The sequence below is a fragment of the Ruegeria sp. CDSB114 genome (assembly GCF_059611025.1).
Genome location: NZ_JBXWOT010000009.1, coordinates 126,682 through 150,292, shown reverse-complemented (window position 1 = coordinate 150,292; position 23,611 = coordinate 126,682). Strand labels below are relative to the sequence as shown.

Annotated in this window: 21 protein-coding genes; 9 read left to right on the top strand and 12 right to left on the bottom strand. The window is 53.8% G+C overall.

What is annotated here, in order from left to right:
- Nucleotides 1-661 precede the first annotated feature (661 nt).
- Complete coding sequence (locus AC2FIP_RS17235; RefSeq protein WP_496787420.1) at nucleotides 662-937, bottom strand: hypothetical protein; 276 nt, start codon at nucleotides 935-937, stop codon at nucleotides 662-664.
- 54 nt (nucleotides 938-991) lie between these two features.
- On the opposite strand from AC2FIP_RS17235, the gene AC2FIP_RS17230 reads away from it, so the two are divergent.
- From AC2FIP_RS17230 to AC2FIP_RS17220, 3 genes are read left to right on the top strand one after another with little or no spacing between them, the layout of a single operon-like run.
- The gene (locus AC2FIP_RS17230) at nucleotides 992-1,273 is read left to right on the top strand and encodes a hypothetical protein (protein WP_496787418.1); all 282 of its coding nucleotides are present in this window, start codon (nucleotides 992-994) and stop codon (nucleotides 1,271-1,273) included.
- On the top strand, nucleotides 1,273-2,403 hold the full coding sequence (locus tag AC2FIP_RS17225) for a WD40 repeat domain-containing protein (RefSeq protein ID WP_496787416.1): 1,131 nt from the start codon (nucleotides 1,273-1,275) through the stop codon (nucleotides 2,401-2,403). Before AC2FIP_RS17230 ends, AC2FIP_RS17225 begins: the two co-directional genes overlap by 1 nt.
- A gap of 32 nt (nucleotides 2,404-2,435) precedes the next feature.
- Entirely contained in the window at nucleotides 2,436-2,615 is a 180-nt protein-coding gene (locus AC2FIP_RS17220; protein WP_496697173.1) for a hypothetical protein, read from the top strand.
- 2 nt (nucleotides 2,616-2,617) lie between these two features.
- On the opposite strand, the gene AC2FIP_RS17215 is transcribed toward AC2FIP_RS17220, so the two are convergent.
- Nucleotides 2,618-3,586, bottom strand: a complete 969-nt coding sequence (locus AC2FIP_RS17215) for a hypothetical protein (RefSeq protein WP_496787413.1) — start codon at nucleotides 3,584-3,586, stop codon at nucleotides 2,618-2,620.
- A 119-nt stretch (nucleotides 3,587-3,705) separates the two neighbouring features.
- Here AC2FIP_RS17215 and rpoN point away from each other — a divergent pair, with 119 nt between their 5' ends.
- The 3 genes from rpoN (at nucleotide 3,706) to AC2FIP_RS17200 (ending at nucleotide 6,863) form a co-directional block, all read left to right on the top strand.
- Complete coding sequence (gene rpoN / locus AC2FIP_RS17210) at nucleotides 3,706-5,070, top strand: RNA polymerase factor sigma-54 (RefSeq protein ID WP_496787411.1); 1,365 nt, start codon at nucleotides 3,706-3,708, stop codon at nucleotides 5,068-5,070.
- Nucleotides 5,071-5,149: 79 nt separating this feature from the next.
- Nucleotides 5,150-5,659: a GNAT family N-acetyltransferase gene (locus AC2FIP_RS17205; RefSeq protein ID WP_496787409.1), complete on the top strand. Its 510-nt coding sequence runs from the start codon at nucleotides 5,150-5,152 to the stop codon at nucleotides 5,657-5,659.
- A gap of 316 nt (nucleotides 5,660-5,975) precedes the next feature.
- Nucleotides 5,976-6,863 carry an MBL fold metallo-hydrolase gene (locus tag AC2FIP_RS17200; protein ID WP_496702067.1) on the top strand — a complete coding sequence of 296 codons (888 nt, stop codon included), beginning with the start codon at nucleotides 5,976-5,978 and terminating at the stop codon, nucleotides 6,861-6,863.
- A gap of 151 nt (nucleotides 6,864-7,014) precedes the next feature.
- On the opposite strand, the gene AC2FIP_RS17195 is transcribed toward AC2FIP_RS17200, so the two are convergent.
- The 8 genes from AC2FIP_RS17195 to AC2FIP_RS17160 all read right to left on the bottom strand — a co-directional run bounded on the left by AC2FIP_RS17195 (nucleotide 7,015) and on the right by AC2FIP_RS17160 (nucleotide 17,539).
- Complete coding sequence (locus tag AC2FIP_RS17195) at nucleotides 7,015-8,526, bottom strand: M81 family metallopeptidase (protein ID WP_496787428.1); 1,512 nt, start codon at nucleotides 8,524-8,526, stop codon at nucleotides 7,015-7,017.
- On the bottom strand, nucleotides 8,526-10,172 hold the full coding sequence (locus tag AC2FIP_RS17190; RefSeq protein ID WP_496787407.1) for an amidohydrolase: 1,647 nt from the start codon (nucleotides 10,170-10,172) through the stop codon (nucleotides 8,526-8,528). The genes AC2FIP_RS17195 and AC2FIP_RS17190 overlap by 1 nt, the downstream gene beginning before the upstream one ends.
- Before the next feature lie 11 nt (nucleotides 10,173-10,183).
- A complete protein-coding gene (locus AC2FIP_RS17185) occupies nucleotides 10,184-11,107 on the bottom strand; it encodes an oligopeptide/dipeptide ABC transporter ATP-binding protein (RefSeq protein WP_496787405.1) in 924 nt (307 codons plus the stop codon).
- Nucleotides 11,104-12,084: an ABC transporter ATP-binding protein gene (locus AC2FIP_RS17180; protein WP_271948711.1), complete on the bottom strand. Its 981-nt coding sequence runs from the start codon at nucleotides 12,082-12,084 to the stop codon at nucleotides 11,104-11,106. The genes AC2FIP_RS17185 and AC2FIP_RS17180 overlap by 4 nt, the downstream gene beginning before the upstream one ends.
- Nucleotides 12,081-12,938: an ABC transporter permease gene (locus tag AC2FIP_RS17175; protein ID WP_281995038.1), complete on the bottom strand. Its 858-nt coding sequence runs from the start codon at nucleotides 12,936-12,938 to the stop codon at nucleotides 12,081-12,083. Before AC2FIP_RS17175 ends, AC2FIP_RS17180 begins: the two co-directional genes overlap by 4 nt.
- Before the next feature lie 12 nt (nucleotides 12,939-12,950).
- Nucleotides 12,951-13,889 carry an ABC transporter permease gene (locus AC2FIP_RS17170; RefSeq protein ID WP_496693714.1) on the bottom strand — a complete coding sequence of 313 codons (939 nt, stop codon included), beginning with the start codon at nucleotides 13,887-13,889 and terminating at the stop codon, nucleotides 12,951-12,953.
- Nucleotides 13,890-13,975: 86 nt separating this feature from the next.
- Nucleotides 13,976-15,541, bottom strand: a complete 1,566-nt coding sequence (locus AC2FIP_RS17165; RefSeq protein ID WP_496787403.1) for an ABC transporter substrate-binding protein — start codon at nucleotides 15,539-15,541, stop codon at nucleotides 13,976-13,978.
- A 21-nt stretch (nucleotides 15,542-15,562) separates the two neighbouring features.
- On the bottom strand, nucleotides 15,563-17,539 hold the full coding sequence (locus tag AC2FIP_RS17160; RefSeq protein ID WP_496787401.1) for a CocE/NonD family hydrolase: 1,977 nt from the start codon (nucleotides 17,537-17,539) through the stop codon (nucleotides 15,563-15,565).
- Nucleotides 17,540-17,667: 128 nt separating this feature from the next.
- Between AC2FIP_RS17160 and AC2FIP_RS17155 the strand changes: the two genes are divergently transcribed.
- A complete protein-coding gene (locus AC2FIP_RS17155; protein ID WP_281972993.1) occupies nucleotides 17,668-18,429 on the top strand; it encodes a helix-turn-helix transcriptional regulator in 762 nt (253 codons plus the stop codon).
- A gap of 370 nt (nucleotides 18,430-18,799) precedes the next feature.
- Here AC2FIP_RS17155 and AC2FIP_RS17150 read toward each other — a convergent pair whose 3' ends face one another.
- Both AC2FIP_RS17150 and AC2FIP_RS17145 read right to left on the bottom strand, forming a co-directional pair.
- Nucleotides 18,800-20,626 (bottom strand): BCCT family transporter, encoded by a 1,827-nt coding sequence (locus AC2FIP_RS17150; RefSeq protein ID WP_496702079.1) that lies wholly within the window; start codon nucleotides 20,624-20,626, stop codon nucleotides 18,800-18,802.
- A gap of 485 nt (nucleotides 20,627-21,111) precedes the next feature.
- Nucleotides 21,112-21,252 carry a hypothetical protein gene (locus AC2FIP_RS17145; RefSeq protein WP_496787399.1) on the bottom strand — a complete coding sequence of 47 codons (141 nt, stop codon included), beginning with the start codon at nucleotides 21,250-21,252 and terminating at the stop codon, nucleotides 21,112-21,114.
- A gap of 102 nt (nucleotides 21,253-21,354) precedes the next feature.
- On the opposite strand from AC2FIP_RS17145, the gene AC2FIP_RS17140 reads away from it, so the two are divergent.
- Both AC2FIP_RS17140 and AC2FIP_RS17135 read left to right on the top strand, forming a co-directional pair.
- Complete coding sequence (locus tag AC2FIP_RS17140) at nucleotides 21,355-22,113, top strand: IclR family transcriptional regulator (RefSeq protein ID WP_281972994.1); 759 nt, start codon at nucleotides 21,355-21,357, stop codon at nucleotides 22,111-22,113.
- A gap of 81 nt (nucleotides 22,114-22,194) precedes the next feature.
- Complete coding sequence (locus tag AC2FIP_RS17135) at nucleotides 22,195-23,595, top strand: selenium-binding protein SBP56-related protein (protein ID WP_496787398.1); 1,401 nt, start codon at nucleotides 22,195-22,197, stop codon at nucleotides 23,593-23,595.
- Nucleotides 23,596-23,611: the final 16 nt, after the last annotated feature.

Genomic DNA, 23,611 nt, shown 5'->3' with positions numbered 1-23,611 from the left:
GATAGCCGAAAGCTTCCTCGGCTTCGTAGATATCACTTCAATCCGCCTCTGGATCCGTCATTTGTCAACATGACCTAGCGTTACGATTAGGCCGCACGCACGGTAACATGTGTTTTTCTGCGCTTATTTTCCGACTCCAGAGGCTTCTTTGCTCGAATTGACGACACACTCTGAGCTGCGTTGAACCTGTTCCGGACCACGCGCCACTTTCAGAGTGCATCTACAAGAGCGCAAATAGGTAAGCCCACTACCCGAGCGCTTGGCAACCCAATGCGCACAACCGATCGCGAATCACCACCTTGGACACACAGGCATACCCAACGACAGCAGGACGTTGAATTTTCCCTTTGTAAAACAATGAAACTAATCCGCGTTACACTCTGTAAACATGTTTAACTAATCGCGCCAAGGTTGTGAAAAAAGATGCTTTTTCGAGGCATATTTTGCGCTGAACATTCTTTGTAGACCAGACAACTGATGATAATTTTAGCACTGCAAACATCGCACGTCTTTAGTCAGGTCAGCCGCAATCGGGCGAAGCGTTTTGAGGCAGCACAGTCGAGTAAGGACAGTGTTTAATCGTATCTTTTCGGGGGATCAAATGAGCGACCAAGGCACAACCAAAATCGCCCCAGGTCGCCGCGTGACAGTGTCTCAAATGTCAGTTCGGTCGTTCGGTTTTCACAGCGTAGGGCATCTGGTCCCAAATCGCTTCGATATCGCTGCTCAAGAGCGCGTGGAGTTCCCGCAGTATTTGTTCGCGAAGATCACCCGAAGTTTGTGCCAACGCCTCTTGCGCGGCTACGAGGTTTATCGGACTTGGCTCGGAAGCCGCCTTTTCAGCCGCATGTGTCAGCAAGCTGTCATTGCCGCACAAATCCAGACTGATTTTGTGCAGGCCCTGAAAGAACCGATCGGTTGCGTCTTTCTGTTTCACGAGAAGTCTCTCATCTGTTCCAAGCAACAGCTCGAATTTCTAAAGGAGGTTTGAATGTCCGGTCAATCCTCAGCAGTCTCGGATTTGTTTCTCAAGCGCATGGAACTAATCAACGGTTTGTCGCAAGCCAATGTAGAGCACCTGCGCATTCTACAACAAATCGCCGGCTACGACATCTTACTGATGAAAGACCCGGACTCTGCGGAGACGCTCGATGCAATTGACAAATCTTCGAACGAATTGACCGCTTCGCAGGAACATATCGACGCTTTGGAACGCGATGTTGCGAAGATCGATGAACAAATTGAAAACGCCCGCAATCTGGAGGACGGATAATGGTCGAAAATAGTGCCGCAGGGCTTTCTCTGTTTGACCTTCTGGGCCGAGACTGGGCATTGGATGATGCAATAGATCAGGTTCTCTTCAATAAAGAAGACAGTTGTGCAGCCTTCAAACTGACATCTGGAAAATTGGCGTTGGCTGCCGTCGAAGATCTGGAAAGTCCAAAAATTCGAACCCGAATGGATTTGGAAACCGGTCGGACAACCATCCGTCCGCGCGAAAACCCGATAGCGCCGGTTAAGACCCCGGACATCTCTGTCCGTACTGACCTATCCATCGTTCGTTTTGGAGCGCAGGGCTTCGCGGCAATCTGTGACGACGGGTTTCTACGGCAGATCACGGCGGGGGGACAGGTTGTTGACAGGCTCAAGCTGCAAGATCGGAACGTAACAGGTGCCGCAGGCACTAATAATGGCGATCAAATCGCCATTGCGGCAGACACGCTGATTGATGTCATCTCAACATCAGAATTGACGTCCGTAATCACACTCACAACAAGTCATCCTGTTGTTTGCCTGTCATATTCCGACGATGGCCGCGCTCTTGCTAGCTGGGGTGATGGCAAACTGACCCTGTTTGATCTGGGCGCCCCCGATACGGCCCCTGTCACATATGACATCGCAAGCGAGATTACGGAAATCAAATGGCGTCATACAGCAAACCATCTGTGTTGTGCCTCAGCTGACAACAGCTTTTATCTTATCGACCGCAGTGCGGGATCGGTCCAACAGGTCGAAGGATACCCTGCACCAGTCCGCAATGTCGCGTTCAGCAAATCGGCCAATGCGCTCGTGACATCAGGTGCGTTCCGTCTTGTTGGCTGGGACGCAAATGACCTGCCGCAGAATGACGAGGCAGGCACACCAATCGCTACTGGCAAACCCGGCTTCGTCGTACTGAACGCGATTGCCGCACATCCCAAGCGGGACGTTGTCGCAACAGGATATGCCAGCGGTCTGGTGACTTTAGCCAGCGTCGGAACTCCACAAGACATGATGTTGCATCAAGAACGCGGAACCGAAGTGACCAGCCTGGCCTGGTCAAAGACCGGAGAGCATCTGGCAATCGGTTTTGCATCTGGAAAGGCTGCACTGGCGACCTTCCCTTCTCAGATGTTCAAATAAACCACTCCACCCAAGCCATCAGGAGATAGAAAATGTCCAAGACCTTGTCCCCGGAAGAGCAAAGTAAAGATAAATACTTCGCTCAACTATCGAAAATTTCAGAAGCGATGATCGAAGAACATGGCAAAGACTTTGCCATGGGCGCTTTGGTAATGGCGGCGCAATGGATCGCTAAGAACCAGTTGGGCCCGCAAGAAGATATCGTGCACTAGAACTAACTGTGCAGAACTGCCAACACGCCAGCCGCGTCAACCGCAAGCATCCGCCTCATCTGATCAACGGTTACTTCGGAAATCAGCGGCGTCATGCGCCCGATGCCATCATGTGCATCTGGCCCCTCAGCATTGCGAACCGCAGCCAGATCCTGCCCGAAATCACCGTTTAGAACATGAGAATACGCACACATCTCTTGCAAGCGCAGAGTGACGAAATAGAGGCAATCCCCGGTTTCGTCGAACTGGCCTGCGTATGGTTTGGATCCACGTTTTCCAGAACCAGAGAAAGAGGTATGAACAGCAGTGCCCAGGATAGCCTTAACCTGTTGGCGCCAAGCGGCATACGTCCCATCCTGATCAAATTCCAGGCCTGCGTGGTAAAGTCGTTCGCTTACTGCTTTGAACGCGCGACCGCCTGCAATATGACGCCGCCAAAAGTCTTGAGCTTCTTCGATGGTCGTGCACTCGACAAATCGTTTGGCCAGCTTCGGTCTGGATACAAACGCCAGCGCCATATCCACATCTTCAGAAATAGATCGTGCAATCTGCATAGACGGCGTCGGCAGATCATGTTGGAAAAGCAACCGGATCGCGTCCAACTGTTCGATCATTCGAAACGTCAATGCGCGAAGCGCCTCCCACTGATCCGTTGTAAGCCCACTGTCCGGCAAATTGACTGCCTCAATCGACGCAGAGTGCAGAGACGCAACCCAAATGGCAGCCTGATCAAACATAAAGAACGTATCGACTGCATGGCTGTCGGTACCAATGTCCCAATCTTCAAGAAAGCTAAAGCCGCGAAATCGGACAATCGTCTTTCGCCAAACCTCATCCAGGTCGAGACCTTTTGCCGACCACATTTGCCGGGTCCGCGCAAGAAGTTGAGGGGAAATGCCGGGATAGCTGCGTTCAAAAGAGCCTGGGAAAACATGAGACGTGTCAGATTGCATGTCGAAATTGTCTCTCATTGGGTTGCGTCAGTCTATCAACGATCTCTGACGCGACAAACCATCAATGCAAAGCATCCGCGCCAAACGATACGTAATTTCGACCGATCTTTTGCATTTGAGGTCTGAGGGGTAATCCAATGGTTATGAGTTTCCGACATTCGCAACGTCAGACCGGGCTTTTGAACCACTCGATGGCGCAAGCGATCAAGTTGATGCGGATGCATAAGTTCGAACTACTGAACCACTTGGCGCAAGTCACAGAAGAAAACCCGTTTCTCGAAGCTGGTTCTGAGGACCTTGGAGAGCAATCAGGCGGGTTAGTTGCACCCATGACTGACATGTCCGACACTGTTGCCGACACCAAGACCAGCCTTTACCAAAATATAGCTGAACAACTGCCGCTGATTTTCGACAAAAAAAGCGACATAAGCATTGCATTGGCATTCCTGGCCGAGATCGAACCCAGCGGATGGCTTGGGGCTTCGGTGGATGACGTCGCAGCTGCCTATGGCTTTTGCCCCAAAACCTGCGCCGAAGTCCTGTCAAAGCTGCAAACAGTCGAACCGGCTGGACTGTTTGCCCGCGACCTCAAGGAATGCCTGCGCCTACAGGCGAGTGACCGCGGAATTCTAAACGGAGCTATGTCGAAACTGATCGACAATCTCGACGCACTGATGGATTGCGATCTGCCAAGTTTGGCACGAAAACTCGGGGTGGATCTGGCAGAAATTGCACGATGTCTGGATGACATACGCAAAATGAATCCAAAACCAGGAGCTAACTTCGAAAGTGATGAAACTCTGGCACGGGAAAGTGACGCCACAGTAGAGATCGTTGGTTCCGACCTGTTGATAGCGTTGAATTCGTCAAGCTTTCCGACTGTTCGATTATCGCAGGCGCTGAACTCGAGCGAGTCTGCCAAAGCCGCACTGCAAAATCACCACGTTTCAATGATACGACAAGCCAAGTCATTGCGTTCAGCATTGGAGGTCAGAAACGCAACTGCGATGGCAGTAATTACAGCGATATGTATGCGTCAACGCAGGTTTCTTGCACGCGGGTTCTATTCGTTGCGCCCAATGCGCATGAGTGATGTTGCCGAAGACACTGGCTTCAGCGAAGCGACGATAAGTCGGGTCGTGTCAGGTCTGACGATTCAATGTCCATTGGGTAATATTTTGACCAAATCGCTTTTTTGTGCACCGATTGCCCAGGGTTCCCTGTCCGAGACCAAACATGTGGCGTTGCATCAAATCAGGCGTTTAATTGCGTCCGAAGACAAATTCGCTCCTCTCAGTGATGGAGACATCGCAGTTCATGTGAATAAATCTGGTTTCGCTCTGTCTAGGCGAACAATTACCAAGTACCGGCAATCACTTGGACTTAGCGCACCCAGCGTCAGACGAAAAAACGCCGAAATAGAAATGCTGTCGATAACCGCAAGAAAGGGAAGAACCTTAGGTCAGCGGGGTTTTGGCGAGAAACAGAACTTGGGAACCTGAATGTCCCAAGGTAGCCCCCAGTGAAACCCGTTATTATTCAGTCAACTGAGAAACAGGCGACGCCTGAAACGAAACAATCATGAACCGAACACCAAACGAGTTCGTAGAGCCGGTTATGCTGCGTAGCTTACGCCCTGTCTCGCTCGATGACCTAGGGGCCGTGCACGGGGCCCTTCAAAACCACGACCTGGTCCGCTGGCTGGGGGCATTGCCATTGAATGTCGATTGGGAAACGTCCCGGAAGTACCTTGAGTTCCTCCTGGACCCAGAAGTGGAATCTGCCGCAATCTGTTTGGGTGACCGACTGGTCGGAACCGTCAGCTATGGCCTCGAATTATCATTCTGGCTGGAACCTCGCCTTCACCGTCGCGGCTTGGGAAATTGGGCTATCTCGACTTTTATCGAGAGGCTTCCATCTCATTGTAACACGATTACTGCATGCTGCATGATAGACAATTTCGCGGCTTCGGCAGTGCTGGGGCAAATCGGGTTCCAGCGAGATAACCTGCCGTTAAGACGATTTTCGTTTGTTCACGAACACTCTGTTCCGATGTGGCGACACACACTGAAACGGTTCCCTGAAATTTAGGAATCCCAACACAAATTTCGCTTACTAATTTACATTGCCAGCTATTGATACTCAACCTCTACGGATTACTTTGATAGCGTTGAGATACTCTGGAAGCTCGGTAGGGAAAAGCCTTGCCGAGGAAACCAATAGCTGAGGACGTCCTTACATATGTGCACTGTGGTGACCTTGTGAAAATAGCGTGTTCATTAATCACCAGCAGCGCGCGCCTAAAACAAGCAGAGCGCCAAGGGGCGTTCAGGTATCTTCCTGAGCGGTCTATTGATCACGCCCCTACGATCACAGCAGGATAGAATTTGAAAAGGAAACAACTGAAATGACAAAAGCAGGCTCGTCAGACAGATCATTCTTACACGGACATGCTGACGGAGGCGTATGGGATAAGGCCGGTGCCCCGACGGGCGAAGATGCGTGGGATCCGGTTGATCTCGGGAACGGGATTTTTATGTTGGAAGTCGGCAGTGGGAACCCCGGCGGGACGCTCGGGCTTTTGGTTGGTGATGAAGGTTCTGTCCTGATCGACAACGGTTTGCAAAAAGCCGCCGATGTCACTGTATCCACAACCGAGAAGCTGGCTGGCGGACCGATAGATTTCCTTATCAGTACGCACCTTCATGGCGATCACGTCGGCTGTAATGCGAATTACGCGGCAAGGGGCGCAACTATTCTAGCCCATGACGAAACACGCCGCGCGCTGTTGGAAGATGATCAGTTCGACAAGGCCGGATTGCCGGTCATCACTTTCAATGACAGGATGACGTTCCACCTGAATGGGCAGACAATTGAACTGATGCACTTTGCTAATGCGCACACCGTCAGCGACACAATCGTCCATTTTGTCGAAGCTAATGTCATTCATGCTGCTGATCTGTTCTTTAACAAGATCTATCCGTTCGTCGATCTTGAGAATGGCGGTAGCATCGACGGGTTTATTTCAGCTCAAAGACAGATCATCGATTTGGCCAACGACGACACTGTTATCATTGCAGGGCACGGTCCGGCGGGTAACAAGTTCGACATGCAGGCTTCGGTCGATTTGATGCTTGCGATCAAGGACACGATGAAACCCCTCGTCGATCAGGGCATGTCCATGGATGAAGTCCTGGCGCAAAATCCGTTATCCGTCTTTGAGAAGTTCGCCTGGTTTCACATTCCAACCGAGCGGATGACGATGATCATCTATTGTCTGCTGGCAGAGAACTGAAATTCTCTTGGCCGAATTCACCTCCTAGAATTTGGCCGTCAAGAATAAGGGCACAATGCGAGGCAGTAAGCTGCCTCGCTCAAAACCCCACACAGCCCGCAATAGGCGCGCTTCACAGATGATAATGGACCCGCTAGATCAACGGAATTCACTAGCCAGTGCCAGTTGAGGCAACGGTACCGCAGCGAGTGTTCGCCAGCCTTCTGGTGATACAAGTGTAGGGGATTTCTTTCAGGTTGCAGAGAAAGGCACCTGGCGAAGAAACGGAACAGATATTTCCTGCAATAGGTTCGAAATCCGCTCGGAAATGTACGGTGCTTTTTACACAGATAACCGCGTAGTTCGTTGGGTCTAATCCGATATGAGTAAAATGCGCGCGATCAAGACATTGGTTCCGTATACTTGTGACAACAAGGTCAATACTTGCCTCATGCCCAATCAAACGTAGGGCAGCTGTCTCGCCCAGCGTAGCTACCCCACCGCCATACATTTTTCCGGTATAGCGACAAAGGCCATCACCCAAAGCCAGAACTTCAAACTCTGCTTTGACTGGAACGTGCCCAGCCAAGTTGGACTTTGCACCGACCGCAAGTTTTATCCGTGCACCTTCTCCGGCCTTATGGGCTTGTTTTGCACTTTCAGGGTCATGGAACAGACCCATTAAGACACTCTTTGTCCCGCCCTCAATCAGTGCTGCCAGCAAGCCTGTAGTATCTGATGTCCCGCCCGCACCAGCGTTGTCCTGGACATCTGCGACAACAATGGGTTTTCGCCGCCTCTCGCGACATATCGAAACGGTTTCCTCTAGAGACAACATCGAACAATCAAGATCGGCTTCGCGAGATACGAACAAATGCACGACTTCTTCCGCGGCAGCAGCAGCTTTCTGGGCTGTGGCCGCGTAGGCAAGACATGATGGGCCTGTGTCTGAGAAGTCCGCCGCGGTGAAGCCGAGGGCGATTTCTGCCAGAATTTCCTGCTGCTCAAATCTTTCGGGCAACTGATAGATCTCGCTGAATGGCTTGGAGCCCGTATGTTGCGCATGCAGAGGGATGAGGTAAGGCACCGGTTGGAAAGCCTTGTAGAGCGGTTCGCCCGCTAGCAACCGCTGCAGGACTGGAACGCATCGTGCGCCCGTTTCCGCCATATCCAAGTGGGGATAGGTTCTAAAAACAGACAAATAGTCTGCATTGTCGACCATCTCAGCCGAGATGTTGGCGTGAAGGTCCAAACTTGCGACCACTGGTACTTCGAAGCCCACAACATCACGTACACGACGCAGAAGCTCTCCCTCACCGTCAGCGAGGCTTTCGGTGACCATTGCCCCATGGAGATCGAGATAAACGCCATCAATGTCGCCCACATCCCGGATGCGATCCAACAACATTTCGCAAATTGTTTCGAATGCGTGATCGGTTACATGTGCAGACGGCTCGGCAGAACACCACAGGGTTGGTGCGACTTCAAATCCTGCTGCCGCTGCAGCCCTCGCAAAACCGGCGATAGGTAGGTTCATGCCAAACGTTTCCGATATCACCTGCGCACCGTGCAACATGCCGGGCCAGGAATCGGCCATCTCAAACTCGTGCAGACCGGCCTGCGTCACACCAAAGCAATTAGTTTCATGCTGAAAACCCGCGACCGCAATACGCTTGGTCGCCATCATGTGTGCTCGATTTCTTGTTCGGCATGGGGTGCAGCAAAAACACTTTGGCCATTGCGGATCGTTTCAAGCACCCGCGTATCTGTCAGGCGGTCCGGATCGTGCAGTGGGTTACGCGAAAGGACAACAAAGTCAGCAACTTTACCCGGTTCGACAGAACCGCGCTGTTCGTCCTTGAAGACTTGCCAAGCAGCGTCGATGGTCTGAGCGCGTAAGGCTGACAGAACGCTGATCTTCTGATCTTCACCGAGCACGCGACCAGAAACGGATTTTCGATTTACCGCACAGTGGGCCAGATGAATCGGACGCGTCGGCGTGACCGAGGCATCATTGTGGATTGTATATCGCAAGCCAAACCGCTCAGCAGACGCCGCAGGGGATATCCGCTCGGAGCGCTGCGGCCCCAAGAACGTATCGTAGTGGCGATCACCCCAAAAATGTATATGAGCCGGAAAAAAGCTGACGGTAAGTCCAAGCTGGACCATACGCTCCAACTGATCATCCCGCAGAGCCTGACCGTGGATAATGGTGTGGCGATGATCTGGGCGAGGATGCGCAATAAGCGCCTTTTCCACCGCATCTATGAACATCTCGGCACCGGCATCACCATTGCAGTGGCAATGCATTTGCAAGCCCTTGCTATGGAGTTTTCTGACGTCGGCATCTAACTGTTCTTGTGAGGTGTAAACCATCCCACAAGGGTGACAGGGATCGGACGGCTTGAAATACGGGGTAGACAAAAACGCGGTCTGCAACTGAAAAGCCCCGTCCGTGAACAATTTGCGCGGACCCAGTGTGAAATGCGGGTTGCCGGGCCAATTCGTACCGATCCAATGCTCGGACAATTCGGGTTCCAGACTTCCGACGGGTAAGAGCTCAATGTCTATTCCCGGATCCAGATCCGCGGGCTGGCTGGCAAAGTGTTCCAACATGGTTTGCGACGCCCAGGCGTTTTGGGCATAGGTCACACCATAGGATAGGTATTCGTCACGACAGGCCTCAAAGCCTTGCCAGAACCTTTCGCGGTCGATCAGGAAATCAGTATCGCCCATCTCGCCCATGGCCGATAATCCTTCGATCAATCCCGTCAGGGCTCCGGTTTCAGGATCACGGCCAAAGCGGCCGCCTTCTGGATCAGGTGTTTGACAGGTTAACCCGCGCTTCTGAAGGGCAACAGAATTGGCTACGCCACAGTGCCCCGACGCATGAATAACCCAGATTGGATGACGCTGTGATACATCGTCCAGCTCAGCCCGCGTGGGCATGCGGCCTTCGCGAATGGCAGTATTATCAAACAACACGCCCATGACCCACTCACCCTCGGGCGTCTCGCCAGCCTTTTCCCGAATCCTAGTCAACGCCTGCGCCATGTGTTTGCAGTCCCCTAAAGGAGGCGAAGATAAGTCGACACGGAACAGCCGTATGAACCCTGGATCCGGGAAATGCCCGTGCGGGTCGATAAACGCCGGCATCAGTGTACGACCCTGAAGGTTATACTCATGTGAGTCAGCCGGCATGCGTGCACGCAGATCTGCTTCAGCACCGACGGCCTGAATTCTTTTGCCCTCGGTCAGAACAGCCTCTGGAAAGGAGTTCTGTGCATCCATAGTCAGGATTGTGCCGTTAAAATATAGTGTGCTTGGCATTGGGTTTCCTACTACGACAGCGGGGCCAGACAACGCAGCCCGTGGCCGCCATTTACTTCCCATTCCGGGGTCTGAGTGCAGATATCCTTGGCATAGGGACAACGCTCGCGGAACTCACAACCGGACGGACGTTTAAGCAAACTGGGGGGCTCACCTTTGAGAGCGATCCGTTCCAACCGCGCATCCGGGTCCGGCTCTGGGTTGGCACTCAGCAGGCAGCGGGTATAGGGATGGCGCGGCTCGTTAAAGATGGCCTCGGTTGTACCTTCTTCAACCAATCGGCCCAAATACATGATGCCCATTCTGTCAGCCACATGGCGTACGACGCTAAGGTTATGCGTGATAATCACCATCGCCAGCCCCAGCCTTTCGCGCAGGTCGTTAAGCAGGTTCAACAGCTCGCCCTGAACCGACACATCGAGACCTGCAGTGGGCTCATCCGCAAGGATCAATTTGGGTTCCAGTGCCAGTGCACGTGCCACACCCACACGCCGAGCTTGGCCACCAGATAGCTGATAAGGATAGCGGTCCGCGAAATGCGTGGGCAAGTTGACCATTTCCAACAGGCGCTTGGCTTCGGCGTCCATGTCACGGTCTTTCATGCCCTGAATGCGGTAAGGCTCGGTAATCAGACTGCGGATGGTCAGACGCGGCGACAGGCTTCCAACCGGGTCTTGAAACATCATCGCCATGTCTCTGCGCAACGGGCGCATGACACTTTCGGGTGCACCCCGAATTTCCTGGCCTTCGAAGGTGACCGAACCATCTTGCGCAGGTGCTAACCCGGCAATGGCGCGAATGACCGTGGTTTTACCAGACCCACTTTCACCAACCAGCGCGTAAGTCTCTCCGGGTTCTACGGTAAAGCTGACACCCGCCAGTACATTGACCGGGCCATAGCTGGTATTGAGGTCCACAACGTTCAGCAAGCTCATGATGCGACCTCCTGATGGTTCAGCCAGCACGCAGCGTGATGGCCTTCTTTCAATTGATCCAGTGGCGGCACTTCGGTGGCGCAGCGCGCCATGGCCTGATCACAACGATCCCTGAAAATGCAGCCCCCCGGCAGGTTGGCCAAGTCGGGCACTTCACCGGGAATGGTTGGCAATACACGGGCACGCTCTTTGATGTGACCGGGGTCGCATTCGATCAGTCGGCGTGTGTAAGGGTGTTTAGGATTGTGGAAAATCTCCCGCACGTCCCCGCTTTCAACAACTGCGCCAGCATACATCACAACAACCCTGTCGCAGAGTTCCGCGATCACGCCCAAATGGTGCGAGATGAACAAGATGGCACAGTGAAACTCACGCTGCAGCTCTTGCAGGCGCTCAATGATCTGCACCTCCAGCGTCGCATCCAGTGCAGTTGTCGGCTCATCCGCAATCAAAAGATCAGGTTCGGACATCAACGCCATCGCGATGGCGATCCGTTGACGCATCCCACCAGAGAATTCATGCGGATATTGCGCCAGACGCGCTTCAGGGTCAGGAATGCCAACAGCGCCCAACATTTTGGCCGCGTGCGCCAATTTGTCAGCCTTGGACTGTCTGGATCGGTGCTGAATATCCAGCATCTGCTGGCCGATAGTCAGAACCGGGTTGTGCGTTTGCATCGGATCCTGAAAGACGATGGATATATCCGCCCCGCGCAGGTCCCGCATGTGCCGCTCAGAGGCTTGCAGCAAATCCTTCCCCTTGAACCTAATTTCTCCTTCACGGAACCGGGTATTGGGCGCGGTCAAACGCAGAATGGATGAGATCAACGTGGATTTACCACAACCGGACTCTCCCACGATGCCAACAATTTCACCTTTGTTGACGTTGAATGTGATGTCCCTCAATGCCCTGAGGTCGCCACGGCCTGTTTCGTAATCGACGCAAAGCTGGTCGATTTCCAGAAGTGTCTCGGTCATCGCTGTTTCCTCAGTTTCGGGTCAACTACATCGCGCAGGCTTTCACCCAGAAACGTGAAGCCAAGCGTTGCCAGAATGATCGGCAGGCCTCCGCCAACAACCAACCAAGGAGTTTGGCGGATCAGGGAATAGCCATCCTTAAGCAAAGCACCCCAGCTCGGGGTCGGAGGCTTAACGCCCAGACCCAGGAAGGACAGGCCGGCCTCAAGCGCGATGACTGTGGGGATATCCATGGCTGCCAACACAGCCAGAACGCCAATGATGTTGGGCAGCATATGAACGCCTAGAATGCGCGCCATGCTGGCCCCCATTGAACGTTCAGCCAGGATGAACTCAGAGTTGCGGAGTGTCAGCGTTTGGGTCCGCGCCACGCGCCCATATGTTGGGATCGAGGTCGCCATGACGACAAACACGACCGTCTGCAGACTGGGCCCGATCAGGGCCACAACGGCCAGCGCGAACATCACTGTCGGAAAGGACCGGATGGTATCGAAGAACAGCATTAGAAGATTATCGAGCCATTTCGGCCCATACCCTGCAATCATGCCCAGTGTCAGGCCAATCGCCATTGCTCCGAACACGGCGGGCAATGCCACCTTGAGCGCAACTTGGCCCCCCGCGATGACCCGCGAAAACGTATCGCGCCCTAACTGATCTGTGCCCAGCAGGTGTGCTGTGGACGGTCCCTGCAAGCGGGATTTGATATCCATCGCAATCGGATCATAGGGTACGATCCAATACGCAAAGATTGCGCAGAAAACGATGACACCGACGATGATTAAGCCCATGAGACCAAGCGGGTCGCGCGCAACGCCGACTATGATCTGGCCCATTTCGGAACGAGATTTTTCCATGTGCCTGCCTCCTCAATGAGCCGTGCGCGCGCGTGGATCAAGCAGCGCATTGATCAGATCGGCCAATGCGGTCGACACCACGAACAAAGCTGTTGATACTAGGACAGAGCCCATCACAATCGGGTAGTTTCGGGTCGTAATGCTGTCGATGACCAGTTTGCCTAAACCAGGTCGGGCAAAGACGATTTCAGCGAAAACCGCCGAGCTGAGAAGAAAACCCATCCCAACACCGATGACGGTAACCACGGGCAAAATGGCGATCCGCAACGCGTACACCATGACCACGCGACGTTCGGCGATACCAAAGGCTCGGGCCGTGCGGACATGGCTTTCACCCATAACCTCCAGCATCGAGGCGCGTACCAACCGGGCAATATAGCCAACCCAACTGAGCCCGATGGCAAAGGCGGGCAGGACCAGATGGTCAAGACGGTCAAAGAAGCCTTCCCCGGCACCGATCGCGGGAAACCACTGTAGATGCACCGCAAAAACCAAAAGAGCCAAGAGCGCAACAACAAAGGCCGGAGCGGCCACAAAACTAACAGATATCGCGGCGGCAACCCGGTCGATCAACGTATTGGGATGCGCAGCCGCATAGGCGCCGAGTGCGATACCCAGCGTAGCTGACCACAGGATCGACGCGAAAATCAGTTCCAATGTGAATGGTAGTTGCTGGAACACGATGTCAGTCACGGAACGACCCGAAAAGACATCGGTTCCCAAGTCACCCTGCAAGAGGTTTCCGTAAAAAATCAAAAGCTGTTTCCAGATTGGCTGGTCCAGCCCCAACGCTACAGTGAGTTGGGCCTGAAGCTCGGGCGTGGCGCGTGGGCCGAGCATGATTTGGACCGGGTCGCCTGGCACGGCGCGGATCATCAGGAACATGACGGTGACCGCCACGAACAGGATAAGCAGCGACAGCCCGAAGCGACGGGTTGCGAATTTCAGCATGGCCAACTGGCTCCTTTTGGCTTGATGGCGTTGGTGTTGGTGCGGCGAGCGTTACGCACCCGCCGCACCTGGTCGACCTGGGGAGATCAGGTCGCCTTGCCAAAATAGCGAAGCAGGGACAGGCCATCTGGCCGCAGCGCTGGAATGACGCGTGCACTGTGAATAACCGGTGTCGCCTCGTGAGTGATAAAGCGATAAGCACCGCTTTCTTCCATCAGATCCTGCGCACGCTGATACATTTCAGCTCGCTTTGCGATGTCCGTTTCAGCAGCCGCAGATTCATGGATTTCGTTAAATTCCGGGCTGTTAAACCGTTCCCAGTTCCATTTCCCGATCTGTTCTGGTGTGAACCACGACGTCGCATAATACGGATCAGGCGTCATCGAGAAACGGTTCAGAACAAGCTGTAGGTTCTCATTGTCACCAGACGCCCAGAATGCCCCAGATTCCAGAACGTTAACCTCAACCGTAATTCCGATCTGCGCCAGCGTCGCCTGAATAATCTGTGCAGTTGTTGTAAAGGTCGTCTTGTTCAACGTATCGAGGGTTAGCGTGACATTGGTTTCACCGGATTCCGCGAGCAACTGCGCGGCTTTCTCGAAGTTCGCCTCAGGTGGTACCAGCGAAGATGGCCGATGGCCAGCAAGGCCCGGTGCGATGATGCCGGTAGCCGGTTCAGCAGCTCCAAAATATGCTGCCTCCAGGATGCTCGGAACATCCACTGCGTGCTGAATTGCCTGCCGCAGTTTTTGATTTTGCAGCTTTGGATGCTCGACGTTCATTCCCATCCAGACATAGTAAAGCGAGGGTTTCTCTACCAGAGAACCACCATTGGGAACTCCGGCGCGATACCGCTCAACCGAGCCCAGCGACACGCGAGTTACGTCCAACTCGCCTGCCTCGAACGCAATCTCGGCCGTGTTTTCATCATCGATCGGATAGATCTCGACGGTATCCCAAGCGGGGGCATCCCCTTTCCAGTCAGGGTTGCGCTTTAGAACGGTCTTTTCTTTGGGCGACCAACTGTCTCGCAGATACGGGCCGGATTCCGCAACCGGATCAGCACCGATCCGGCCACCGGCGGCTTCGACCGCTGCCTTCGAGACGATGTTTCCAGTAATATACGGCAGGGCAATCGACCAGATCGGGGCAAACGGGCTGTTCAGAACGATTGTCCCTTCACGCTCTCCAGTCACTTCAACATGGCTGAATGGCCCTAGGTCGGGCTTATTCGGACTGTCGGTCGTGTCGTCCACGATCCGTTCCATGCTGAATTTGACGTCTTCAGCAGTCATCGCGCCAAATCCGTTAGTGAATCCAATATCGTCACGCAATGCGAACTTGATATGGGTCGGGTCAACCTGCTCGATCATAGTTGCCGCATCCATCTGCCAACCCCATTCCTCGCCCGGCTTGTATTGGATCAGCTTGTTGTAGATGGAGGCATGCACTTCTTCTTCAACGACACCAACGGAATGTGCTGGATCCATGTTCTGTGCATCACCATAAGCCCGCACCCGCAGAACACCGTCATCTGCTGCAAACGCGCGGTTCGCCCACCCCATCGGAAGCGCTGTAGCGGCCCCTAGCGCAGTTGCGCCTTTCAGAAACCTCCGGCGACCAACATTGGCCTTTGTCCATTCGATCTTCATAGTATCCTCCCTTAGATTAAGTCAGAGAAGTCCGCGTGGAACGGTTTCGGACCATTCCCTTGTTAGGACTTCGATTTCATTTGCGCCTTCAGTGGCGCGTAGTTTGCGGTAGAGATAGAAATTCTCGGTGTCACAGCTCATGCGGCACTCGGTCGTGATGGCGACCTGCCATTCTTCGCGCTCGAACGAAAAACTCCAAGCGGTCTCGAAATACGCGGTTGTCGGATCATCGGGGTGAATGCGGTAAAGCATGCGTACGTCGCTACCAACAATCAGATCGTGGTAGGGATCGCGCGTTTTACCATAGTCATCAAACGTCTCCAGAACCACGCAACCGCTTTCGGTCACCGTGCGTTCTGATTGCGCTGAAGGTAAACGCAACTGCTCAGCTGCCAGAACCGGATACGCCTGCGCCGGGCCGGGTTCAGAGGCTTGAATTTCATGCGCAACTTCGCGCACCGGCAGATGAAGAGCACAATCCAGCAAGTGTAAAGTTACCGTGGCCGATTGAGGTGCTGGCCAGACAATCGGCCAGTAAGACGTCGACAACGCCAGTCGCAAAACGTGGCCCTCGCGCAAATGGTGCGCACATTCGTTCAGCGTGATTTCAGCCTCGTAGATCTCACCTGGCTGCAGGATCTGCGGTGTCTCATGACTGTGGTAGTGACACAGGTTCAACGGACGATAGCTGATCCGCTGTGACACACCTTCGGGTGAAACATCACACAGCCGCGCGACAAGCTGGGCAACAGGCTGATCCACTGAAAACTGAAACTTTAGCTTTGCCCGACCCAGCAGCTCGAGCGGTGCTTGCAGCGGCGAGCTGTCAAAACAGACCGATAAGGCATCATCACCGGCCTGATCCCCTGCAAGTTCATTGTCGATACGCATGCCCGCGCAAAAATACCCGCTGTCTTCACCAACATAGCAAGGCGATGCGACAGCGACCGCACCAACCACCGGGTCCCGCGAAAACCCGCTAGGAACCAGATGCCAGACCCGTTCCGAGACATGAGGTGACGGCCATGCCGTCTCTGCAATCCAACGACCTTTCCGAGGACCGTTTTGCGCAGTCGGATTGAAGTGTTCCTGCATGTATGTCCGATAGGCAGGCAAGTCCTCGGCGCCGTTTTGTTGTCCCTTCAGCCAGCGGTCAAACCATCCGACGACTTCGGAATGAAAATCTGCGGGATCAAGCTTTGAGATGTGCGGATAGCGGTGTTCCCACGGCCCAATGATAGCTTTGGTTGGCGCCGTCAGGTTGGCTGCCAAAGCCGGAGGCGCATTGACGTAAGCATCTGCCCAGCCTGTAATCGCCAAGACAGGGGTTTGGATCGCGGTCCAATCCTCGCAAACTGAGCCGTGCTTCCAATATGGGTCGCGCGTCTGATATCGCAGCCAATCTGCAGAAGAGAATGGGACGTTTTGCAGTCGGGCAAGCCAGTCCTGTCGCCAATCTGCGCGAAGCTCTGGATCAGCTGGGCGCGTCAGATAGGCAAACATCTGACTGCCCCAATTCATGTTGTCACTCAGCAGGCACCCACCCATGAAGTGGATGTCATCGGCATATCGATCCACAGTCGAAGCGACACTGACGATGGCTTTCAGTGCAGGTGGTTGCCTGAAGGCCAGCTGCAGACCATTAAACCCGCCCCAAGATATCCCAATCATCCCGACATTGCCGTCACACCAATCCTGCGCGGCAATCCAGGCTATGACTTCCTCACCATCATGCAGTTCCTGTTCCGAGTATTCGTCGTCGAATTGCCCTTCGCTGTCCCCGGTGCCAGCTATGTCGACCCGAATACAGGCATAGCCCGCCTTTGCAAAAACCGTGTGTGTTGTTTCGTCTCTGGGCGCGGTGCCGTCACGTTTGCGATATGGCAGATATTCCAGAATGGCCGGTGTGGGGCCTGTCTCGGGCAACCAGAGGCGCGCCGCAAGCCGTCGCCCATCGGCGAGTGTGATCCATATGTTTTCGATTGTTTCGATTGGCATCTGAAGCTTGTCTGTTACGATCTGATGCTGAAGAAGAAACCGATTTGCAGATAAATCAAATTGTGCAATCTTATGCGAGTTGACGCAGCTTGCAGTGATATAGCGTCAAAACGCGAAAGGTTTTTCTTGTGTCCGAGTATTTTTCTGCCAACTTACGATCGTTGTGCGCAGAGCATGGAAACATTTCGCAGATTTGCCGCGAAATCGGCGTCAATAGACAGCAATTCAATCGCTATTTGAATGGCTCCAGCCTGCCCTCTGCCCATAACATGCGCCGCATTGCACGTCATTTCGACCTGACCGAAGCACAGCTTTTCGAGGAAACTGCAAGCTTCGAACGAATGCTAAGAGGCGTCCTGCCACAAGTTGGGAAAACGCCCACAGATGCATTTTTGGAACCCTTCCGGGGGCAACAGAAGAACCTGAGGCGCTATATAGGTTTTTATCATTCCTATTTCTGCACGCCATCTTGGGAAGGAAAAATCTTCTGTTCATTGATCCGCATTCAGGAAGTTGAAGGGCTAATCACGATCCGGTCCCGTGAAATTGCCACGTCTCCAGACAAGAGCATGCATCAGATTTCGCGCTACGCTGGCTTTGTAACTATGCGCGGGAACAGGATATTCGTGACTGAACACGAGCTCGCGCGCGAAGGCAGCGTTTCAAATACAATCTTGTACTCTGCGCATCGCCAGCAACTGAAGTATTTGCGAGGGATGACCATGGGCGTTGCTTGGCGCCCATACCCCCATCCATACGCAGCCAAAACAATCTGGAAACGTCTGCACGAACGCGTAACTGCGCGCGAGGCGATCGCAGCTTGTGGCATTTACCCAATTCAAAGTAATAGGATTGATCCAACTGTCAGAAAGCACCTGACCGAGGTTTGAATCGCCGGATTGACATAAGCGGCAGCACCGTTCTTTAGGTGCTGACTCCAATTTCGATAGCAATTTTTCGTCCAAACTGTACGAGATCAATTCGTACCAGTTCTTCGAGACAGCACTGACAATGCCGCAAGTCTAGCTCGTGCAACGGGTAATGTTCGTCTCTGATTGCAGCGAAGAGGTGGACTATGGCCCAGGCATCACCACCGATCTGGCATACCATGTGCGCGCAGTAGCATTTGTGCTGCTTCTGCAAACATGCTGCCTGTCTGACGTCTGGCACGAAACACTGGTCAGAACTTAACCCACCGCTGCACGAAAACGCCGCCCCCGATCAAAGGGGCGGCGCAAGGTTCGTAACGCTATAGGTTGATTACTCGGCAGCCTGTGTGCTTGCGTCAGCATGCTTGTCACGCTGTCCGTCGCGGTAAAGCGCTTTGGTCAGCGAGACCATCATCAGGGCCATCACCATGGTAAATGGCAATGCACCGATGATCATCGCGTTGCGCAACGCATCCATCGGGTTGTTTTCCCCTGCAGCAAGGATCAGCGCGCCGATCACAGCCGTCAGGATCACCCCCCAGATGATGCGGTGCTTGATGCCGGTCTCCTGGCTGCCGCCGGACATGATGGTGTTCATCACCAGAATGCCCGAGTCAGCTGAGGTCACCAGGAAGGTCATGATCAGGATCACGCACATGACGTTCAGCATGGACAGCAGCCCTCCGTCGATCATGTAGGACAGGGTCACGAACAGCTTGTTTGTGTTCGAGGCACCAATGATCGCGCCTTCTGCGGCACCGGCCAGTTCCAGATCAATCGCGGTGCCACCCAGTACAGTCATCCAGGCGAAGCACACCAGTGCCGGTGCAAGCACGCAGCCCAGAATGAACTCACGCACGGAGCGACCTTTGGAGATACGCGCCAGGAACAGGCCCACAAACGGCGAGAACGCAATCCACCAGGCCCAGTAGAACGTGGTCCAACCGGCCTGCCAGCCGAATTGACGACCCTGCTCACCAGCGGCATATGCCGCGGCCAGCGTGGCCTCGTCCAGTTCAGCTGCTGCGCCCTCCAGACCGCTCTTGAAGCCATCAAAGCTGCCCCAGGCGTTGGTTGCGCCACCCATCAGGGCATCCGCATGTGCCTGCGCTTCGGCAGGCAGAGCCGCCGCAAAGGCCTCGGCTGACAGCGGGCCATAGGCACCAAAGCTCAGCGAGAGGAAGTTCAGAAGGTAATCAACCAGGGCTGTACCATAGGTGGTCATAGCAAAGACAAAGGACCCGAAGATCACAAACGTGCCCAGCAGGATGATCGACAGGACAAGGTTCAGGTTCGACAGGTATTTAACACCCCGGCCAACACCCGACACCGCCGAAATGATGGACAAGCCCATGATAACGACCAGACCAGCAATCAGACCAACTTTGCTTGGCGTCGGAACATCTCCGCCAAAGTCCATGATCCATTCCATGCCGGTGATGGCATAAAGGCCGTCGATGAACTGGCTGACGCCAAAACCGATGGTCACGGACACACCTAGGATCGTTGCAACAACGCCAAGAACGTCGACCACATGGCCAAGGAATCCGTTCATCAAACGACCGAACAGCGGGGTCAGAGCCGCACGGATGGTCAGGGGCATGTCACGGGTATAGGCGTAATAGGCCAGCGACAGGCCAGTCACCACATAGATTGCCCAGGCGTGGAAGCCATAGTGCAGGAAGGTATACCGATAGGCCGACTGAACGGAGTCGGGATCGTTGCCAGCAACTGCACCGGACACGACCTCGGGGTTTGATCCCCACAGGCCCAGCGGTTCAGCGGTCGCAAAGACCATCAGGCCGACACCCAGACCGGCACCAAACATCATCGAGAACCACGAGAAGTTCGAGAACTCGGGCTTTTCGCCAGGTGTTCCCATGACCCGCTTCCCTGTCGACGGCAGGATCGCCACAATCACCAGAAAGATGGCAAACAGGCCGACAATAACAATGTAGAAGCTGTTGAAGATTTCCAGCAGCTTGCCATTCCAGCTACCGAGGGTGCTGTTGGCATTGGCCGGGAAGACAAGCGCCCACAGTACAAGGGCAACCATGATGCCCTTGCTGATCAGCGCGATCGGTACGCTGTAATTCTCATAGAAACCGGCATCCGCCGTTTCTATCTCTAGATCCGTAAATGGTTCAGGTAATGACATAAGGTTCCTCCCAGTTGTCACTTTTTCATTATTTTTCCGCACAGGTTAGTTGGCTTTGTACCATGAACCCGACGGGCCTTTGGTTCGAACACACGTGCCGATCTTCTCATGCAGCGTGGCGGTTAGCGCTACGTCTCCGGTAGCGGCACATTCAAGGATTACCGACGGTTCACATCTGGTAGCCGAGCATTGCTCGCCGACTGAAACGACGCGATCAGGTTCAGAAGTGGTCACGTCTGGCTCCAAATTCGGCAATTCCGATTCAGAACAGAATGCAGCTAGAGGGCGATATCAGTCAAACTCAATTAGCTTTAATTAACTTCAGTAAAGATGAAGTCGGTAACTTTCCTTACCAGAACTCAACAACCGCACGGATCTACTTAGGTGCATGCATAGGGTCGACACTAATGATCTGAACCGCGCCAACAGGTCGTAACCTTTGTATAGCGTTGGGCCTATCCCGCCCTATCCGACGCGAAACCGGTTCAGTCAATTTCGGCCTCGGCCGGGTTGGTAACAGCTACAGTCCCCGTCGCATAGATCTCTATCAGGGCTTCGCCAGCCTGTGATCCACCTAGCTCCACCTCAATGATCTCAAGGAATTTTTCGGTCTCAATCGCAGCCACCGCCATTGTCCGCAAATAGATTTCCCAAAGATTATACTTGCGTTTGGACGAAAGATTCCCATCATTCGATACACAGTCTCGTTTTGTGAGAATTTCATTAACATGCACCTAGAACGTCTGATCCAGATACTTGAAATCATCGCAGTCGTCGGACGCCCTGTTTCGGTGGCAGAGGTTCAACGTGCAACCGATCTGCCCAAGCCCACATGTTACCGGCTCATTCAGTCACTTGTTGAACAAAATCTCCTCGACGAACCCTCTGATGACGGAAAATACATCATTGGCGAGCGGATGATCAGGATTGCCTTGCTTGGAAAGTCCGATGCCGATGTCCGACGCTGTGCAGCCCCCCTCATGCGCCTCGCAGCGACAAATTTTAATGAAACGGTTTTTCTTGCGCGCTTTCGCGACAACAAAGTTGAAATCATCCACGTAGAAACACCCGATGATCCCGCTCGTGCCTTCATTCATCCGGGCTTGGGCGTACGTCCCATGCATGCCTGCTCGTGCTCGAAAGCCATTGCCGCCTTTGCGGAACCGGAATTTCGCGAAAGCATCATGTCAGGGAGCCTGAAGGCGTATACTGAACACACCAAGACGACCGAAGATGAGCTACGCCGCGAATTCGAGATAATTAGCGAACGCGGCTTTGCCGATTGTGATCAGGAAATCGACATCGGAATTGCCAGCGTTGCGGCACCGGTATCGATCGGCAACATCGGAGCTACGTTCAGTATTGGTGCGGTTGGCCCCATTCGCCGGTTCCGCACCGAATACCGCATCGAGATCGGCGAAAAACTGAAAGGCTTGTCCAAGAAGGTCAGTGGCGCAATCCAGCTGTGCAACGTAACGGATACATAAGGAAACGAATAACTAACGGCCCTTTTGGCCAAAAGGATGACACTGAGAATAGGAAAAATTCAATAAACCGGAGGAAACCAAATGAACCTGAGACCAGATCCAACGTTTCACGCCTCGCCTAAGCTTGCCATGCAGGCACCGGTGGAAAACTACGCCTTCACTGTAATGCTCAGCCCGGACGGATCGCAATCTGATGGCATCGCGGTCATTGACCTCAAACCGGACTCCGACACCTATGGCCAGATCGTACATCAGGTCATTGTTCCCAACAAAGGCGACGAATTTCACCATTTCGGCTGGAACGCCTGTTCGTCATCTCTGTCTCCTCTGACCGGGCACGCCTTTCTGGAACGACGTTATCTGATCGTACCTGGAATCCGATCCTCACGTATTTACGTCATCGACGTGAAAGACCCGTTGAAGGCCAAGATCCACAAGACGATCGAACCCGAAGAACTATTTGCAAAAACCGGTTATTCGCGCCCGCACACCATCCACTGCGGTCCCGAAGGGATCTATGTTTCCTGCCTTGGAGGTGGCGGCGAAGACGGTACAGACGGACCTCCGGGCATCTTCATCATGGATTGCGAGACGTTCGAAATAATCGGGCAATACGAGATGGATCGCGGCAAGCAGGACAAGCACTATGATTTCTGGTGGAACCTGCCGCAGGACTACATGGTTAGTTCCGAATGGGGTTTGCCGCCGCAGTTTGAAAACGGCGTGGTGCCCGAGGACCTGTTGTCGAACAAGTATGGCCATTCGATCCACTTCTGGGACTTGCGCGCGCGCAAGAATATCCAGACGATGGATTTCGGCGACAATTACCAGATGGCACTGGAAATTCGCCCTGCGCATGACCCGACAAAATCTTATGGTTTCTGTGGTGTCGTGGTGGACACCACCAACCTGCAAGGCGCAATTTTCACATGGTGGCGCGGTGACGACGGCAAATGGCAGTCCAAGAAAACGATCACCATCGACCCGCGTCCCGAAAAGCCAGAGAACCTGCCGCCACTGTTGCAAGGGTTCGAGGCCGTGCCGCCGCTGGTCACCGATATCGACCTGAGCCTAGACGACAAATACCTCTATGTTGCGTGCTGGGGGCTGGGCGAGATGCATCAATACGATGTCAGCGACCCGATGAACCCGAAGCTGACCGGAAAAGTCGAGCTGGGCGGCATCGCCCGCGACACCAAGCACTCCAACGGCAAGGATTTTGCCTATGGCCCGCAAATGGTTGAAATCAGCCGCGACGGCAAGCGCGTCTACTGGACCAACTCGCTTTACTCCACCTGGGACAACCAGTTCTATCCCGACGACGAAGGCGGACAAATGGTGATGGCCGATGTGGGCGAAAACGGGGGGCTGACTCTGAACAATGACTTTTATGTCGACTTCCCCAAAGGTCTGCGCAGTCACCAAATTCGCCTGGAAGGCGGTGACTGTTCGACCGACAGCTTCTGCTATCCGTCCGTCTAAGAAATGGGCGACATAA

Bases quoted from the DNA above. Each gene is read 5' to 3' on its own strand.
- AC2FIP_RS17195 (WP_496787428.1), bottom strand. From the start codon at position 8,526: ATGGCGACCAAGCGTATTGCGGTCGCGGGTTTTCAGCATGAAACTAAT.
- AC2FIP_RS17185 (WP_496787405.1), bottom strand. From the start codon at position 11,107: ATGAGCTTGCTGAACGTTGTGGACCTCAATACCAGCTATGGCCCGGTC.
- AC2FIP_RS17135 (WP_496787398.1), top strand. From the start codon at position 22,195: ATGAACCTGAGACCAGATCCAACGTTTCACGCCTCGCCTAAGCTTGCC.
- AC2FIP_RS17170 (WP_496693714.1), bottom strand. From the start codon at position 13,889: ATGCTGAAATTCGCAACCCGTCGCTTCGGGCTGTCGCTGCTTATCCTG.
- AC2FIP_RS17175 (WP_281995038.1), bottom strand. From the start codon at position 12,938: ATGGAAAAATCTCGTTCCGAAATGGGCCAGATCATAGTCGGCGTTGCG.
- AC2FIP_RS17205 (WP_496787409.1), top strand. From the start codon at position 5,150: ATGAACCGAACACCAAACGAGTTCGTAGAGCCGGTTATGCTGCGTAGC.
- AC2FIP_RS17165 (WP_496787403.1), bottom strand. From the start codon at position 15,541: ATGAAGATCGAATGGACAAAGGCCAATGTTGGTCGCCGGAGGTTTCTG.
- AC2FIP_RS17220 (WP_496697173.1), top strand. From the start codon at position 2,436: ATGTCCAAGACCTTGTCCCCGGAAGAGCAAAGTAAAGATAAATACTTC.
- AC2FIP_RS17150 (WP_496702079.1), bottom strand. From the start codon at position 20,626: ATGTCATTACCTGAACCATTTACGGATCTAGAGATAGAAACGGCGGAT.
- AC2FIP_RS17215 (WP_496787413.1), bottom strand. From the start codon at position 3,586: ATGAGAGACAATTTCGACATGCAATCTGACACGTCTCATGTTTTCCCA.
- rpoN (WP_496787411.1), top strand. From the start codon at position 3,706: ATGGTTATGAGTTTCCGACATTCGCAACGTCAGACCGGGCTTTTGAAC.
- AC2FIP_RS17180 (WP_271948711.1), bottom strand. From the start codon at position 12,084: ATGACCGAGACACTTCTGGAAATCGACCAGCTTTGCGTCGATTACGAA.
- AC2FIP_RS17190 (WP_496787407.1), bottom strand. From the start codon at position 10,172: ATGCCAAGCACACTATATTTTAACGGCACAATCCTGACTATGGATGCA.
- AC2FIP_RS17140 (WP_281972994.1), top strand. From the start codon at position 21,355: ATGCACCTAGAACGTCTGATCCAGATACTTGAAATCATCGCAGTCGTC.
- AC2FIP_RS17200 (WP_496702067.1), top strand. From the start codon at position 5,976: ATGACAAAAGCAGGCTCGTCAGACAGATCATTCTTACACGGACATGCT.
- AC2FIP_RS17230 (WP_496787418.1), top strand. From the start codon at position 992: ATGTCCGGTCAATCCTCAGCAGTCTCGGATTTGTTTCTCAAGCGCATG.
- AC2FIP_RS17225 (WP_496787416.1), top strand. From the start codon at position 1,273: ATGGTCGAAAATAGTGCCGCAGGGCTTTCTCTGTTTGACCTTCTGGGC.
- AC2FIP_RS17160 (WP_496787401.1), bottom strand. From the start codon at position 17,539: ATGCCAATCGAAACAATCGAAAACATATGGATCACACTCGCCGATGGG.